The organism is Breznakia pachnodae, assembly GCF_030814225.1.
Taxonomy (GTDB): Bacteria; Bacillota_I; Bacilli_A; order Erysipelotrichales; family Erysipelotrichaceae; genus Breznakia; species Breznakia pachnodae.
Genome location: NZ_JAUSUR010000005.1, coordinates 27,233 through 43,476, shown reverse-complemented (window position 1 = coordinate 43,476; position 16,244 = coordinate 27,233). Strand labels below are relative to the sequence as shown.

Below are 16,244 nucleotides of genomic sequence, written 5' to 3'. Positions count from 1 at the left end.
TATAATCAAGTGATAAGGAGTGATTTATATGTCAATAACAAAGAACACTAAATATGGAGATATAAATGTTTCAAAGGAAGCTATAACAACATTAGCTGGTGGAATTGTCAGTGAATGTTATGGTGTAGTAGGAATGGCTTCACAGAAGTTTTTAAAAGATGGTTGGGCAGAACTGCTACGTAAAGAAAATTTCTCAAAAGGAGTTGTTGTAAAAGAGAAAGATGGTGCTTTAGAATTAGATCTATATATCATTGTTTCTCATGGCGTAAAAATCTCAGAGGTTGTTTTAGAGGTACAGAAAAAAGTGAAGTACATGATGGAAAAAACTTTAGATGTAGATTTTGAAACAATTAATGTGTATGTCCAAGGGATAAAGGTTATAAAATAGGTGATGATAATGGAAAATATAAATGGTCTGATATTTAAAGATATGATTGAGAGTGGGGCTAATAATTTAGCGAATCACCATCAGGAAGTCGATACTTTGAATGTTTTCCCTGTTCCCGATGGGGATACTGGAACGAATATGTCTTTGACATTCACATCAGGGATGAATGATGCTCTGAAAGTTGATAGTGAATCAATCAATGATATTGCAAAAGCACTGTCTAAAGGATTGCTTATGGGAGCGAGAGGAAACTCTGGAGTTATTACTTCACAGATTTTTCGTGGTCTTTATCAAGCGCTTGAAGAAGATAGTGAAATTAATGGGTTGAAATTAGCAAATGCTTTTGTAAACGGGTCTAGAGTTGCTTATAAAGCAGTTATGAGACCAGTTGAAGGTACAATTCTTACGGTTATTCGTGAAGCGAGTGACTATACATTTGTTTATGCGAGTGAAAACTCATCAATCTCATGTGTTGATGTAATGAAGAAATTAGTTGAAGAAGCAAAAATATCATTAGATAATACACCAGAACTGTTACCAGTTTTAAAAGAAGTTGGTGTAGTTGATAGTGGTGGTGCTGGATTAGTATATATTTTAGAAGGATTTTTAAGTGCATTAGAGGGAACAGTGATTGCTCGTAATGAAAGCGAAGCAACAAATGTTGCTGCTGGAGCACAATTAGAAAGCGATGAATTTGGATATTGTACTGAGTTTATTGTTCGTCTTGACGAAAATAACCTTAAAACATTCAATGAAGATAAATTAAGAGAATCATTAAGTAATCTTGGAGATTCTTTAGTAGTAGTTCAAGATGATGACATTGTAAAGGTTCATGTTCATACATTAAAACCTGGAGATGCACTAAATCTAGGGCAGCGCTATGGAGAGTTTGTGAAGTTGAAGATTGAAAATATGCAAGAACAACACGAACACTTAACATTGGCGAAAGACGATGAAGCACAAGTGGCGTCGAAACCAAAACAAAAATATGCATTGATTTCTGTAGCTGCTGGTCAGGGGCTTATGGATATGTTCAAAGAGTTAAGAGTGGATACAATTATCTCAGGTGGACAAACAATGAATCCTTCAACCGAAGATTTCGTTGAAGCAATTAAGAAAATTAATGCAGATCATATCTTCATTATGCCAAATAACTCAAATATTATATTAGCAGCTCAACAAGCTGCGCAAGTATTAGAGGATTTGGATATTCATGTAATTCCATCTAAGAGTATTCCTCAAGGATTATGTGCATGTATGATGTTTAACCCAGAAGTTGATGTTGATGCAAATATTGCAGAAATGAGTGAAGCAGTCGAGAATGTAGTAACTGGACAAGTAACTTATGCAATCAAAGATACAACATTTGATGGAATTGAAATCAAAGCACATGATTACATGGGATTAAAAGAAAAAGATATTATCTGTAGTGTGAAAGATAAAATGGAAGCAACTAAGAAATTAGTAGATTCTATGGTGAATGAAGACAGTGAAATTGTTACATTAATCGCTGGTGAAGACACTACACAAGAAGAATTAGATGATATTACGAAATATATTGAAGATAAAGATGTAGAAGTTGAAGCTACAATGGGCAATCAGCCTGTTTATTCATTTATTATCGGAGTAGAATAGTCAAACAAAAATGCGTTTATTACAACGCATTTTTCTTTTACCATATATTCATAATGTACTGCATTCCTAAAGAGACTGCCGTGATACCTATCCAGCAAGACATACCTAGAAGAATAGGTTTACCACCACTCTTCACGAGTTTGACAATATCTGTATTAAAACCAATTGCTCCCATAGCCATAATAATAAAGAATTTAGATAGAGTTTTTAATGGAGTAAATACTTCTTGTGAAACTCCTGCTGATGTAGCAATTGTAGTAACTAAACTGGTGGCGATAAAGAATAAGATAAAGAAAGGGAATACTTTCTTTAGAGATATTTTTTCTCCGTTTTTTACTTCTGTATTCTTTGCTCTTCTTAATGCTAGAAACGCTGTAATAGGAATAATAGCTAGTGTCCTGGTAAGTTTTACAATTACGGCTTTATCTAGTGTTTGACTTCCAAGGTGATACATACTGTCCCATGTGGAAGCTGCTGCAGTAACTGATGATGTATCATTTACTGCAGTTCCTGCAAATACACCAAAGGCATCACCAGAGGTTGTAGAAAAACCAATTGCTGCACCTAACATTGGAAAAATAAGTGCTGCTATTACATTAAACAGAAAAATAACGGATATTGCTTGTGCCACTTCTTCTTCATTAGCATCAATCACTGGTGCAGTTGCTGCAATTGCAGAACCACCACATATTGATGATCCAACACCAATTAGAGTAGAAATTTTTTGTGGGATTACTAATACACGGTGTAGTATGTATGCAATAATGAGTGAAGTTGCGATTGTACAAATAATAATTGGTAAAGATTGTTTACCAGTTTGCAGTACAACTTCCAGATTCATTCCAAATCCCAGCAATATAACAGCATACTGAAGTATTTTCTTTGAAGTATATTTCACTCCATCGTTTAATGTATTTCTATTCTTTATAAAAATAGCTAATATCATTCCTCCAACAATAGCGATTACAGGTCCTCCGATTATTGGAAATTGATTTCCTAGAAGATAAGAGGGAATTGCAATTGCAAGACAGAAAAGAATTCCTCTCCAGTTTTTAGATATAAGTGTCATGAGTTCCTCCATATTTTTATCTTAATATTCTTATACTATATACAATAATCGTCATTTTGTTAAATTATAATAATTGATATAATCATAAATATTTGTTATGGTTATATCGCTAAAAAAGATGGAGGTAATTATGTTGGATTTTCGAATGGAGACTTTCTTAAAGGTTTGTGAGTATATGAATTTCACTCATGCTGCAGATGCACTTAATCTTACACAACCAGCTGTCTCGCAACATATTAAATATTTAGAAGAAGAATACGAAACCTCATTGTTTGTAAGAGATAAGAAGAAATTGGTTCTTACTTCTGCTGGTAAAATTCTTCGTTCCTCTTTAGAAACAATGCGTAATGATGAAACTACCTTAAAGCAAAGAATGCAGGCAAGTTTAGATGGAAGGAAAGTATTGACCTTTGGAGTAACGATGACAATTGGCGAGTATGCAATTGTTGATGCTCTTGCTAATTATATTAAACTTCATCCAGATACAGATATAAAGGTAAGATATGGGAATACTCAAAAACTACTTTCTTATCTGCATAATGGAGAAATTGATTTTGCGATTGTTGAAGGATATTTTAATACAGGTGATTACGATACTCGTATATATAAGTCAGAAGAATATATTGCAGTTGCTTCTAAAACACATAAGTTTAGTAAATCAATTAAATATTTAAAAGATCTTACTTCAGAACGTTTATTGGTAAGAGAACATGGTTCAGGAACAAGAGCAATCCTTTCAAAGACCTTAGCTATTAAAAATTTATCAGTTAATGATTTTAAGCATATTGTAGAGGTAGGGAATATACATACGATTGTAAATCTATTGTGTCAGGATTGTGGAATTTCATTTCTTTATAAGTCTGCAGTAGAAGAAGAACTCAATACTGGTGTTTTAAAGAAAATACCACTAACTGACTTTGTAGTTATGCATGACTTCACATTTCTCTGGAATAAAGATAGTGCTTTTTCTGAAGAATATGAATCTATTTTTAAAGAATTAAAGTCATATGATTGTTAGAATACGTAAAAAATAGAAAAAAGATAAAAATTTTACTTATTATTGAGTGTTAGAATGGAAATTTATTTCTAAACAAGTTAGAATATACTCAGAACAATTAAGATTGTTAAGGTAAAGGAGGATTTTATTATGGCTGATAACAAAAACTATGTATGTACAGTATGTGGGTACGTTTATGATGGACCTGACTTCAACGCTGAACCAGATGACTACGTATGTCCACTGTGCGGTGTTGGAAAAGACATGTTCGAAGTTCAAGAATAAAATAGATTATTGATAACGATCAAAAAAGACAGGCTTTGATCAACATTTCATTTATTGATATAATCCTTATAAAAGTAATATATCAATATCGCAATAATCGAAATGCAATTGAGAAGAGTTAAATTAAACCAAAACAAAACGCGTAGATTCTACGCGTTTTGTTTTATATATTCGATTGCAATTTGTACAGCGTTGGTTGCAGCACCTTTTCTTACCTGGTCACCACAGCACCATAGTGTTAATGATTTATTATTGTTTTGAGTTAAATCTTTACGGATACGTCCAACGTATACCAAGTCCTGATCACTTGTATCAAGAGGCATTGGGTATTGTTTGTTGTTTGGATCATCTACAAGTTTTACTCCATCAGCATTTGCTAATAGTTCTTTTGCTTTCTCAACATCAATTTCTTTATCGAAGAATAGTGTTAATGATTCAGAGTGTGAACGCATTACGGGAACCCGTACACATGTACAAGTTACATTTAACTCTGGATGATGTAGAATTTTTCTACCTTCATTTTGCATTTTCATTTCTTCACTTGAGTAACCCATTTCATCAAATCCACCAATTTGTGGAATTAAGTTGAATGCGATTTGGTAAGGGAATACTTGTGGTTCCACTTTTTCATCATTCATTACTTGCGTTACTTGTGTATTCAGTTCATTCAGTCCTGGAACTCCTGCACCTGAAACTGCTTGGTATGTTGATGCAATAATTGAATTAACAGTTGCATATTCATGTAATTTATTAATTGCTACTAAAGCGATAATTGTTGAACAGTTTGGATTTGCAATAATTCCATTGTTCTTTTGAATATCCTGGGGATTTACTTCAGGAACAACCAATGGAACATTATCATCTAAACGATAAGCACTAGAATTATCAATTACCACTGCACCTGCTTTTACTGCATGTGGAAGTAATTGTTCTGCAATATCATTTTCAACAGCTCCAAGCACAATATCCATACCTTCAAATGAATCTGGAGTTGCTTCTTCACAGGCGATTACCTGATCTTTGTACTGATATGTTTTACCAACGCTACGTTTAGAGGCTAATAGACGCAGTTTGTTGAGAGGGAAGTCTCTTTCTGCTAGGACATTCATCATCTCTTGCCCAACGGCTCCTGTGGCTCCTAGAATAGCTACATTGTATGTTTTCATTTAGATTCTCCTTTGTTACCTTCAAACTCATCATAGATGGCCTTAATTGTACGTTCATAATCATCATTATGAACACCTACAATAATATTCATCTCATCACTTGTTTGAGAGATAACTGATATATTGATATTTTCTCTACCGAGAGTAGTAAATAAACGACCACTCATACCAGTCTTACTTTTCATAAAACGAGATACAGTAGCGATTAATGAGATGTTATCAATAACGGTTAATTCATTTGGTTTACATTTTTCTTTGATCTGCAGTAATACATCATAAAGAATTGGTTTGATAGCTTCAGACTCAACTACGATTGAGAAACTATCAACACCAGTAGGTAAATGTTCAATACTTACACTATATTTCTCTAATACATCCAAAGCATTTTTAATTGTTCCTACTTCATTTGACATATGTGATTTTTTAACGGTAATAATAGAAAAATCTTTTTTACCAGCAATACCAGTAATTTCATTACCATTTGCTTCTTCATCTTCTACTGTGTCTACGATAATCGTACCAGCACTAGTAGGATCATTTGTATTTAAAATGTGAATAGGAATATTCTTATGTTTTACAGGGAAAATTGCTTCTTCATGTAAGACAGATGCTCCCATATAAGATAACTCTCTAAGTTCACTATAAGTAATTACTTCAATTTGTTTTGGTTTCTTTACAATTCTTGGATCAGCTTTTAAGATACCCGATACATCCGTCCAGTTTTCATATACATTAGCGTCAACAACATTTGCCATAATACTACCAGATACATCTCCACCACCTCTACTCATGATACGTAAAGTACCATCAGGTAATGAACCATAAAATCCTGGAATAACTAAACGAGGATAATCATTTACAATTTTATCAAATGCTTCTTTGATTTTTTTGTAATCAATTGATCCATCATAATTAAAGAAGATTAAATCTTTTGCATCAACAAACTCATATCCAAGGTGTTCTGCTAATAATAGGGCAGTTAAGTATTCACCACGACTTACCAAATAATCCAAATCAATATTCTTATCTAATTGCGAACGTAATAAATCTAAATCCTTTTGAATATCATATGAGAGGTTTAGCTCTTTTTTGATTGTCAGAAAACGTTCTTCAATCATATTAAAGATATGATCACAAGATATATTATATTTAATATGTGCATGACATAGATACAAAAGATCAGTAATCTTATTGTCATCCTTATTAACTTTACCACTTGCACTAACAACAACAAATCTTCTAGAATCATCTGCAAGAACAATATCTTTTACTTTTTGAAACTGCTGTGAACTAGCAACGCTGCTACCACCAAATTTTACAATTTTAATCATTTCTATTACCCCTCAAACTTTGCTACTTTAGCAACAAACACACCTTTGTCATTACACTTGTCTACTAATTCTCTTAATGCATCTGCATCAATTTCTTTTGTATGTAAATAATAGTTAGAAGCTACTTCTTCTACTTTATTAATATTAACATCTTCTACTTTTGTGTTTGTGCGAATGACGAATGCATTCTTTTGAACTGCTTTATAAGTTAACTGATTTGAGAAATCAAGATTATAAGCAGTATGAGGACATTCAATATCAATTACATCCTGAACGATTGCATTTGCTGTTGGTAATTTACCAGCACCTTGTCCATAAAACTTTAATGGACCAATGCTTTGACCATTCAGCGTTGCAATATTGAAGTTAGAATTAATATTTGCTTCAACAGCACTTTGATCAAATAGGTTCGGCATTACAAATGCTTCATAATGATTTTGATTCATTGTTGCTTCACCAATATATTTAATTGTAAAACCTAAGTTTTTAAAGTATTCAATATCCGCTTTTGTAATGTTACGAATTCCATAACATAAGAATTCTTTCATATCAACAAGTGCATTGAATGCAACAGCACTAGAAATTACAACTTTATTCTGTACATCATATCCATCAATATCAGCACTTGGGTCTGCTTCTGCATATCCCAATTCCTGTGCTTTCTTTAATACAACATCAAAGTCTTTTCCCTGACGGGTCATAGCATCTAATATATAGTTACCAGTTCCATTAAAGATACCATAGAAATGATGAATATCATCAATACGTTTTGCTTTCTTTAAACTTGCAATCCAAGGGATTCCACCACCAGTACTTGCTTCAAATAAGAAACGCACTCCATTTTTATTAGCAAGAGCAGTAAACTCTTCAATATGTGCTGCAACAACTGCCTTGTTGGCTGTTACTACATGTTTCTTGTTTGTTAATGCTGCGCTAATGAATTCATACGCAGGATGAATTCCACCCATTACTTCCACAACACAATCAATCTGTGGATCCAATACAATATCATTGATATCACTTGTGATGATATCTAGTTTGTCTTTGTTTTGTGGTAAATCCAATACTTTTACTACTTCTAAATCTTGAAGATCTGATGCTGTATATTGCTGGATAATCTCATATACTCCAGTACCAATCGTACCATACCCTAATATTGCAATTTTCATATTCTCCTCCGTTTATGTCTTTCGTAAAAAAACACTTGTTTTCTAATGAGAAACATTGTATCATAGGTAAAGTAAGAAAGCAAGGAGATATTTTTATGAATAAAGTTTATGAAAGTACACGAGACAAAAATGAAAGAATCGAGCCAGCAAAGGCAATCCTACAAGGGTTAAGCAACGATGGAGGATTGTTTGTATTAAGCGATTTAACATCAAGAAAGTTGGATGTTTCTTCATTAGCAGATAAAGACTATTATGAGATTGCACAAGATGTATTAACAGTATTTCTTGACGACTTCACAAAAGAAGAAATTAAGGACTGTGTATACAATGCATATAAAGGAAAGTTTTCAACGGATGAAATTACTCCGTTAGTAAAATTAAGCGATGCATTTGTATTGGAATTATTTAATGGACCTACGAGTGCATTTAAAGATGTTGGATTATCAATGCTTCCACAACTTACAAGTACATCATTAAAGAAAACAAACGCAGACTATGATGTTCTTATCTTAACTGCAACAAGCGGAGATACTGGTAAGGCAGCACTTGAAGGATTCAAGGATGTTGATAAAACGAAGATTATGGTGTTCTATCCAAATGATGGAGTTTCAAAAGTGCAGGAAACGCAAATGAAAACCCAACAGGGAAAGAATGTAAAGGTATGTGCAATTGAAGGGAACTTTGATGATGCACAAAGTGGAATTAAAAAGTTGTTTGTAGACGACGCATTCAAAGCAGAATTAGCAAAAGAAAATATTCGTCTGTCAAGTGCCAACTCGATAAATATTGGACGTCTGATTCCACAGATGGTTTACTACTTCTACGCGTATGCACAATTAGTAAAGACTGGTGAAATCAAAATGGGAGACAAGGTGAACTATATTGTTCCTACTGGAAACTTTGGAAATATATTAGCTGGGTATTATGCTAAACAAATTGGATTACCAGTAAATAAACTTGTTTGTGCTTCAAATGACAACAATGTATTATATGACTTTATTCAAAGTGGTGAATATAATCGTAAACGTAATTTCTTAAAGACAATATCTCCAAGTATGGATATTTTGATTTCTTCAAACTTGGAGCGTCTACTGTATTATGCTAGTGGATGTGACAATGCTTATATTAAGGAAATTATGGATGAATTAAATACAAAAGGTTCTTATAAAGTAAAAGAAGATGTATTGAAATCAATTCAAAAAGACTTCACTTGTGGTTATGCAACAAATGAACAAACGGCAGAAACAATCAAGACGGTATATGAAAAAGATGATTACTTATTAGATCCACATACAGCAGTAGCTTATAAGGTATTGTTGGATGACGTGGATAAGGAACATAAGAATGTTGTATTATCAACTGCTTCTCCATATAAATTTACTGATAGCGTGTATCATTCACTTCATAGTGATGATGCTGGTGATGAGTTTGAATTAATGAAGAAACTGAATGAAGAAACAGGAGTTGCAATTCCTAAGAACTTACAAGACTTAGATAAATTACCTGTACTTCATGAAGATGTAATTGAAAAAGATGAAATGAAGGAATATGTATTAAAAAATGTAAAGGAGATTTAATATGGTAAAGATTCAAGTGCCGGCAACAACAGCGAACGTAGGGGTTGGCTTTGATTGCTTAGGAATCGCTTTGAACCTGTATACTTATTTTACATTTGAGGAAACGGATGAATTCTCAATCAGTGGTTGTGAAGAACGTTTTCAAAACGAAGATAATCTTGTATATACTTCATTCTTAAAGGCATTAGCATATTTAAAGAAAGAAGTAAAAGGAGTATCGATTATCATTGACAGCAATGTACCTGTCTCAAGAGGATTAGGTAGCAGTGCTACTTGTGTAGTAGGTGGTGTGCTAGGGGCATATGAACTTACAAACACGGCAATTGATAAGGAAGCAATCTTAAACATATGTACAGAGATAGAAGGGCATCCGGATAATGTCGCACCAGCAATCTATGGGGGGTTGATGGCATCCTATCAAAGTGAAAAAAGTGTAATCAGTGTTCCTTATCTGGTTGATGAACGATTTCATTTTCTGGCACTTATTCCAGACTTTGAAACGAAAACAGAAGAAGCGAGAAAAGTATTACCAAAAGAATTACCATTTGCGACTGCAGTAAGAAACAGCGCAAAATTAAGTGTTGTGTTAAAAGGGTTTGAAATGTATGAATCAAATATATTGTCAGAGGTAATGAGTGATGAGGTTCATGAACCTTATCGAAAACCTCTGATTCATGAATATGATGAAGTCCGTGCGATTTGTGAGGAAATAGAAAGTGTGTGTTTCTATATCTCAGGAAGTGGATCTACGCTGATGAATGTGATGCGTGATACTGAGCAGGTGGAAGCAATCCAGAAACGTCTGGATAAATTAGAATATGGATGGAAATGCGTAATGTTGGATGTTGATCGAGCAGGAGCAAGTCTATGTTAGAAAACTTTTTAATTGTAAACAGGGAAGTATTACCTGAAGTATTTGATAAAGTAATTAAGGTAAAACAGATGATGGACAGTGGTGAATACACCCAGGTCAGTGATGCTGTAAAGAAGGTAGGCATTTCTAGAAGTGCTTACTATAAATACAAAGATCATGTGTTTGTACCTAGTACAAGTACTTTGTTGGAAAGAAAAGCATTAATTTCATTTGTGCTCAGTGATGAGCGTGGAATTTTGTCGGAAGCATTGAATACAATATCTAATTATGGCTGTAATATTATGACCATTAATCAGAACATTCCAATGCAGAAAAAAGCAAGTGTTATTCTCAGTATGGGAGTAAAAGAAATGAAAGGTGAAATCCATACACTTTTAAAACAATTAAGTGATATAAAAGGTGTATCGAAAGTAAATTTAATGTCAATTGAATAGACACTGCAATTTGTAGTGTTTTTTCATTTGTATGACTATGAAAAAAGTCAGTTATAGATTATAATAAGTTTGTTGTTTAAGGTTTTGAGATATGTTATACTTTAGGAAAGTAGTATAAAGGTGGAGGTATATTTGCTATGGGTATTGGACAAAAAATCAAAGAATTCATCTCACCAATGGATGAAGAAGAAGTAATTGAATATGACGAACAAGAAGTAGAGTCAATTTCTAGATATGAACAACCAAAGTCAAAAGCTGTATCAAAATTGGCTAGTGATACAAAAATGGTATTATTTGAACCAAGAGCTTATGATGAGGTGAATGAAGTTGCGAAACGTTTGAAAGAGAACCGTGCAGTTGTAGTTAACTTACATAAATTAACTAGAGAGTACGCTCAAAGAACGATTGATTTCTTATCAGGTGTTATTTACGCGCTAGATGGAACAATTGAAAAAATTGGAACAAACGTTATTTTATGTACACCAAGAACAATGGGCGTACATGGAAAAATCAGTTCTGAACAAAGCGCTGAAAGTGATGAAGAATAATCGACAACAAACATCGATACATTTTAAAGGGAATGAAGATTTTATCTCAAGGATAGAAGACTACTTGGATCAGGTAGGAACTTATCGTAAAGTTTTCACTCCTTTTTTGTCGTCTGTACAACAGGAAATTATAAGAAGTTATGTAGGTAAGAAAATGCAACTGTTATTTGATGGTGGATATGAGAATAGTGAGTATAAGAAGTGCTTAATCAGTTATGAGGACTTGGATATTCCTTTTCCAATTGTTTGTTTAAAAGCAGTTTATGATACAAAGTATTATTCGATCAATCATCGTGATGTACTGGGTGCGCTTATGCATTTGGGAATTGAGCGTAATCAGTTTGGAGATATTATCGTGGATAATGGAAATATCTTTATTTTTGTGAATCGAGATATTGCGAATTTTATTAAACTGGAATTAAGACAAGTAAAACGATGTGTTGTCGAGTTTAAAGAATATGATGAAGAAATTGTATTTGCAGTAGAATATGACTATAAAGATAAGGTTGTTTCATCATTTCGTTTGGATGTATTAGTTGCAGCAATTACAAATTTATCTAGAGAAAAAGCAAAAAAAATAGTACAGGAAGGACTTGTGAAAGTTAATCATGTTCCTCTTGAAGATTGCGCTTACTTATGCAATAATTATTGTACGCTGTCCATTCGTGGATATGGTAGATTCAAAGTTGAAGATTTAGAGCGGACAACACGAAGCAATCGTCATTGTATTCGTATTGGTAAGTACAGGTAAGGAGGTGCAGGATGCAATTTGATACTATGAAACAAGGCTATAATCGTTTTCAAGTTGATGATGCATTTGCAAAGGCTCAGGAAGAAATCGATGAACTTACAAAGAAACTGGAAGCCTACAAGAAACAAGAAGAAGATAGTGCTAGAAAGATTGAGTCATACAAACATAAGTATGAACAGTTACAACGAAATATTGATATAAAAGAGCGTGCAGCGAAAGATATGACCAAGATGGCATTACATGAAGCAAACAGCATTGTGACTAGTGCAAACAATAATGCCGATATGATTATAAAGGAAGCACTTATGAATGCTCGTACAATATTAATTAATATATCAAAACTGGGAATTGAAGCGAATGAAATTAAAACAAATCTGAATGAACAACTGGTATTATTATCAGATGCAATTGATGGATTTGACATTCCACCCATTCCTAATGTAGAATTAATGGAAAAGAAATACAAAGATTAAGACATGCTTGATGAAATGAAGTGCGCAGAGAATTGCTGGTTGGTGAAAAGCAAAGACAACATTCATGAAGATATCACTTAGGAGTAGCTTATCTGAAACTAGTAAGATAAGACGGGTCGCTACGTTACAGTAATGAAGAGCATCTTCGCTTGTAGAAGATGAACTAAGGTGGTACCGCGATTTATAGTCGTCCTTATGCGTTAAGGATGACTTTTTTATATTTAAGGAGGAAAAGAAATGGAATATAAAGACACGTTACTTATGCCAAAGACCGATTTTGAAATGAGAGGGAAACTTCCTACAAAAGAACCTAAATTTCAACAACGTTGGCTAGATGAAAAATTGTATGAAAAAATGTTAGAAAAAAGAGAAGGTGCAGAGCAATTCGTATTGCATGATGGGCCTCCATATGCAAATGGTGAAATTCACTTGGGACATGCGCTTAATAAATCATTAAAGGATGTAATTGTACGTTCTAGATTTATGATGGGTTATAAGACTCCATTTATTCCAGGTTGGGATACACATGGATTACCAATTGAAACAGCAATTCAAAAATTAGGTCATAATCGTAAAGAGATGAAAATCGAAGATTTTAGAAAGTTATGTTATGACTATGCACTTGAACAAGTAGAAAACCAAAAGAAAGGATTTCAGGCACTAGGTAGTATTGGTGACTATGATCATCCTTATTTAACGCTTACAAAAGAATTTGAAGAACATCAAATTAAAATCTTTGGTAAGATGGCAACTGATGGATTGATCTATCAAGGGTTAAAGCCAGTATACTGGTCTCCATCAAGTGAAACAGCGTTAGCAGAAGCAGAAATCGAATATAAGGATATTAAGAGTCCTACTATTTTTGTGAAGTTTGCGGTAAAAGATGGAAAAGGAATTTTAGAAAATGAAGATAACTTTGTTATCTGGACAACAACTCCTTGGACAATTCCAGCAAACCTTGCAATCTGTTTGAATCCAAGAATGGAATATGCACTTGTTGAAAGTGAAAAAGGAAACTTAGTAGTTTTAAAAGAGCTAATCGATAGTTTATGGGAAAAGTTAGAATTAAAAGAAAAGAAAATCTTAAAAACATTCAGAGGTGAACACCTGGAAGGGATTACAACAAAACATCCTTTTTATGACCGCGAATCATTAGTAATCATGGGTAACCATGTTACTGCTGATGCAGGTACGGGTTGTGTACATACGGCCCCAGGACACGGGGAAGATGACTTTGTGGTTGGAATGAAGTATGGACTTCCTGCGTTCTGTCCAGTTGATGAACAAGGTAAAATGACAGAAGAGGCTGGGGATTTCCTAGTTGGTCAATATGTGGATGATGCAAATAAGACAGTTACAATGAAACTGGAAGAATTAGGTGCATTATTAAAACTGGAATTCATTGTCCATTCATATCCTCATGACTGGAGAACAAAGAAACCAATTATCTTTCGTGCAACAACACAATGGTTTGCATCGATTGATAAGATTAGAAATGAATTATTAGCTGAAATTAAAGATGTGTCTTGGATTCCTGCATGGGGTGAAACACGTCTATATAACATGATTCGTGATCGTGGTGACTGGTGTATTTCACGTCAGAGAGCATGGGGAGTACCAATTCCAATTATCTATGCAGAAGATGGTACACCAATCATGGAACATGATTTATTTGAACACTTCTCTAAGTTGATTGGAGAGTTTGGAACAAACGTCTGGTTTGAGCGTGATGCAAAAGACTTGTTACCTGAAGGATATACACATCCAGGTAGTCCAAATGGAGAGTTCACAAAAGAAACAGATACTATGGATGTATGGTTTGATTCTGGTTCATCACATACCGAAGCGATGATTGCAAGAGGGCTTCCTTATCCAGCGGATTTATACTTTGAAGGTAGTGACCAATACCGTGGATGGTTTAACTCTTCACTAATTATTGGTACAGCAGTATATGGACATTCTCCATACAAGCAAATTCTATCTCATGGATTTGTTATGGATGAAAAGGGAGTGAAGATGAGTAAGTCGCAATGGAATGCAGTGAGTCCATCGAAAATTACTTCTCAATATGGTGCGGATATCTTACGTTTATGGGCAACTAGTGTTGACTACCAACAAGATGTTTCAATGGGAGATTCAATCCTGAAACAAGTGAGTGAAAACTACCGTAAGGTTCGTAATACATTTAAGTTTATTCTGGGAAACATTAACCCAAGTGATTTTGGTGAAGCTGATATGGTACCAGAAGATAAACTAAGTGTTGTGGATAAACATATCTTAATTTTACTTAATGATTTAAACCATGAAGTAAAAAACTTATATGTAACATATGACTATCCAATGATTACAACAAAACTTACAACATTTATGACAAATATGATGAGTGCGTACTACTTAGATTTCACTAAGGATATCTTATATATTGAAAAGAAAGATTCTTTAAGAAGAAGACAAGTGCAAACAGTACTATATAAAGTTTGTGATACATTATTAAAACTATGGGCACCAATTTTGGTTCATACTGCTGAAGAGATTGCAGATCACTTTGAAGCATATGAAGAAAGTGTGCATTTACAAGCATTTAATACACCTGATCGTATTGAGGATGATGAAGTGATTCGTGAAAAGATGGATCGTTTATTTGCCATCCGTAAAGATGTATTCAAGGCAATTGAAAACGTACGTAATGAAAAAGTAATTGGTAAACCATTAGAAGCACATGTAATCTTACATGTATATGACACTGATAAAGCATTGATGGAAGAAATCTTAGGTGATAATATTCACCAATGGTTAACGGTTTCTAAAGTTTCTTTTACAGAAGAAACACTGGATCAATATGAAGTTGCAGAAGTGAAAGTAGAAAAGTGTGAAGGAGTTGTTTGTCCTAGATGCTGGAACATCACTGATTCAACTGCAGAAGATGGTCTTTGTGAGCGTTGTCAGTCAGTTTTAGATTAAGTTTATCGAGGGGTTCTATGGAATCCCTTTTTCTTATTAAGAATTTGCGTTACAATAGGTAAGTAGAGGTGGGTATATGTTTAAACGAATTAAGGATTTTGAAGAAGCGTATTACATTATGGAAGAAGCTTTTCCAATTAGTGAACTGCGACCATATGAAAAAATTAAAGAGTTATATGAAAGAGATATAGTTGAAATTTATGGATACTATGAACCTGAGCTGAAAGGTGCGATGATTCTGTGGTTAGATAATAAATATTTAATGATTGAAAATTTTGCAGTAGATAAAAAAGCCAGAGGAGAAGGTATTGGTTCTAAAATGCTTCGTGAAGTATGCAAACAATTCAAGGATAAGAAAATAGTATTAGAAGTAGAAAAACCTTATGATGAAATAAGCAGAAGAAGAATTGAATTCTATCAGCGTAATGGGTTTGTACTATCGCAATATGGCTATATGCAACCAATTATCAATGAAAGCAAAAATGAAGTTCCTTTACTGCTGATGGCTTATCAGCGAGAAATAAGTGAACTTGAGTTTGAAGATATAAAGAATACAATTTATAAATTAGTGTACTGTAGCTACTAA

At 33.7% G+C, this 16,244-nt stretch carries 16 protein-coding genes and 1 other annotated feature; of the genes, 12 read left to right on the top strand and 4 right to left on the bottom strand.

Going from position 1 to position 16,244, the window contains the following annotated elements; genetic code table 11:
* Positions 1-28: 28 nt before the first annotated feature.
* Both J2S15_RS13225 and J2S15_RS13220 read left to right on the top strand, forming a co-directional pair.
* Positions 29-388, top strand: a complete 360-nt coding sequence (locus tag J2S15_RS13225; protein ID WP_307409081.1) for an Asp23/Gls24 family envelope stress response protein — start codon at positions 29-31, stop codon at positions 386-388.
* 9 nt (positions 389-397) lie between these two features.
* Positions 398-2,023, top strand: coding sequence for a DAK2 domain-containing protein (locus J2S15_RS13220; RefSeq protein ID WP_307409079.1), 1,626 nt, complete (start codon positions 398-400; stop codon positions 2,021-2,023).
* Between the two features lie 37 nt (positions 2,024-2,060).
* Here the strand turns inward: J2S15_RS13220 and J2S15_RS13215 are convergent, their stop codons facing one another.
* Complete coding sequence (locus J2S15_RS13215; protein WP_307409077.1) at positions 2,061-3,092, bottom strand: YeiH family protein; 1,032 nt, start codon at positions 3,090-3,092, stop codon at positions 2,061-2,063.
* Positions 3,093-3,222: 130 nt separating this feature from the next.
* Here J2S15_RS13215 and J2S15_RS13210 point away from each other — a divergent pair, with 130 nt between their 5' ends.
* The gene (locus J2S15_RS13210) at positions 3,223-4,110 is read left to right on the top strand and encodes a LysR substrate-binding domain-containing protein (protein WP_307409075.1); all 888 of its coding nucleotides are present in this window, start codon (positions 3,223-3,225) and stop codon (positions 4,108-4,110) included.
* Between the two features lie 129 nt (positions 4,111-4,239).
* Complete coding sequence (locus tag J2S15_RS13205) at positions 4,240-4,374, top strand: rubredoxin (RefSeq protein WP_307409073.1); 135 nt, start codon at positions 4,240-4,242, stop codon at positions 4,372-4,374.
* A gap of 149 nt (positions 4,375-4,523) precedes the next feature.
* On the opposite strand, the gene J2S15_RS13200 is transcribed toward J2S15_RS13205, so the two are convergent.
* From J2S15_RS13200 to J2S15_RS13190, 3 genes are read right to left on the bottom strand one after another with little or no spacing between them, the layout of a single operon-like run.
* Positions 4,524-5,540 carry an aspartate-semialdehyde dehydrogenase gene (locus tag J2S15_RS13200; protein ID WP_307409070.1) on the bottom strand — a complete coding sequence of 339 codons (1,017 nt, stop codon included), beginning with the start codon at positions 5,538-5,540 and terminating at the stop codon, positions 4,524-4,526.
* On the bottom strand, positions 5,537-6,871 hold the full coding sequence (locus J2S15_RS13195; protein WP_307409068.1) for an aspartate kinase: 1,335 nt from the start codon (positions 6,869-6,871) through the stop codon (positions 5,537-5,539). The genes J2S15_RS13200 and J2S15_RS13195 overlap by 4 nt, the downstream gene beginning before the upstream one ends.
* 5 nt (positions 6,872-6,876) lie before the next feature.
* Positions 6,877-8,040, bottom strand: coding sequence for a homoserine dehydrogenase (locus J2S15_RS13190; protein WP_307409066.1), 1,164 nt, complete (start codon positions 8,038-8,040; stop codon positions 6,877-6,879).
* Between the two features lie 95 nt (positions 8,041-8,135).
* Here J2S15_RS13190 and thrC point away from each other — a divergent pair, with 95 nt between their 5' ends.
* The 8 genes from thrC to J2S15_RS13150 all read left to right on the top strand — a co-directional run bounded on the left by thrC (position 8,136) and on the right by J2S15_RS13150 (position 16,244).
* Positions 8,136-9,617, top strand: coding sequence for a threonine synthase (thrC, locus tag J2S15_RS13185; protein ID WP_307409063.1), 1,482 nt, complete (start codon positions 8,136-8,138; stop codon positions 9,615-9,617).
* A 1-nt stretch (position 9,618) separates the two neighbouring features.
* A complete protein-coding gene (thrB, locus tag J2S15_RS13180) occupies positions 9,619-10,491 on the top strand; it encodes a homoserine kinase (RefSeq protein WP_307409061.1) in 873 nt (290 codons plus the stop codon).
* Entirely contained in the window at positions 10,485-10,925 is a 441-nt protein-coding gene (locus J2S15_RS13175) for an ACT domain-containing protein (protein ID WP_307409060.1), read from the top strand. The genes thrB and J2S15_RS13175 overlap by 7 nt, the downstream gene beginning before the upstream one ends.
* Positions 10,926-11,062: 137 nt before the next feature.
* Positions 11,063-11,473, top strand: coding sequence for a cell division protein SepF (locus J2S15_RS13170; protein ID WP_307409058.1), 411 nt, complete (start codon positions 11,063-11,065; stop codon positions 11,471-11,473).
* The gene (locus J2S15_RS13165; protein WP_307409056.1) at positions 11,427-12,224 is read left to right on the top strand and encodes a YlmH family RNA-binding protein; all 798 of its coding nucleotides are present in this window, start codon (positions 11,427-11,429) and stop codon (positions 12,222-12,224) included. The genes J2S15_RS13170 and J2S15_RS13165 overlap by 47 nt, the downstream gene beginning before the upstream one ends.
* 11 nt (positions 12,225-12,235) lie before the next feature.
* Entirely contained in the window at positions 12,236-12,697 is a 462-nt protein-coding gene (locus tag J2S15_RS13160) for a DivIVA domain-containing protein (protein WP_307409054.1), read from the top strand.
* Positions 12,681-12,895: a binding site (T-box leader), on the top strand. Its footprint overlaps the gene before it by 17 nt.
* Positions 12,896-12,934: 39 nt before the next feature.
* Positions 12,935-15,658 (top strand): isoleucine--tRNA ligase, encoded by a 2,724-nt coding sequence (gene ileS, locus J2S15_RS13155; protein WP_307409052.1) that lies wholly within the window; start codon positions 12,935-12,937, stop codon positions 15,656-15,658.
* A 76-nt stretch (positions 15,659-15,734) separates the two neighbouring features.
* The gene (locus J2S15_RS13150) at positions 15,735-16,244 is read left to right on the top strand and encodes a GNAT family N-acetyltransferase (protein ID WP_307409050.1); all 510 of its coding nucleotides are present in this window, start codon (positions 15,735-15,737) and stop codon (positions 16,242-16,244) included.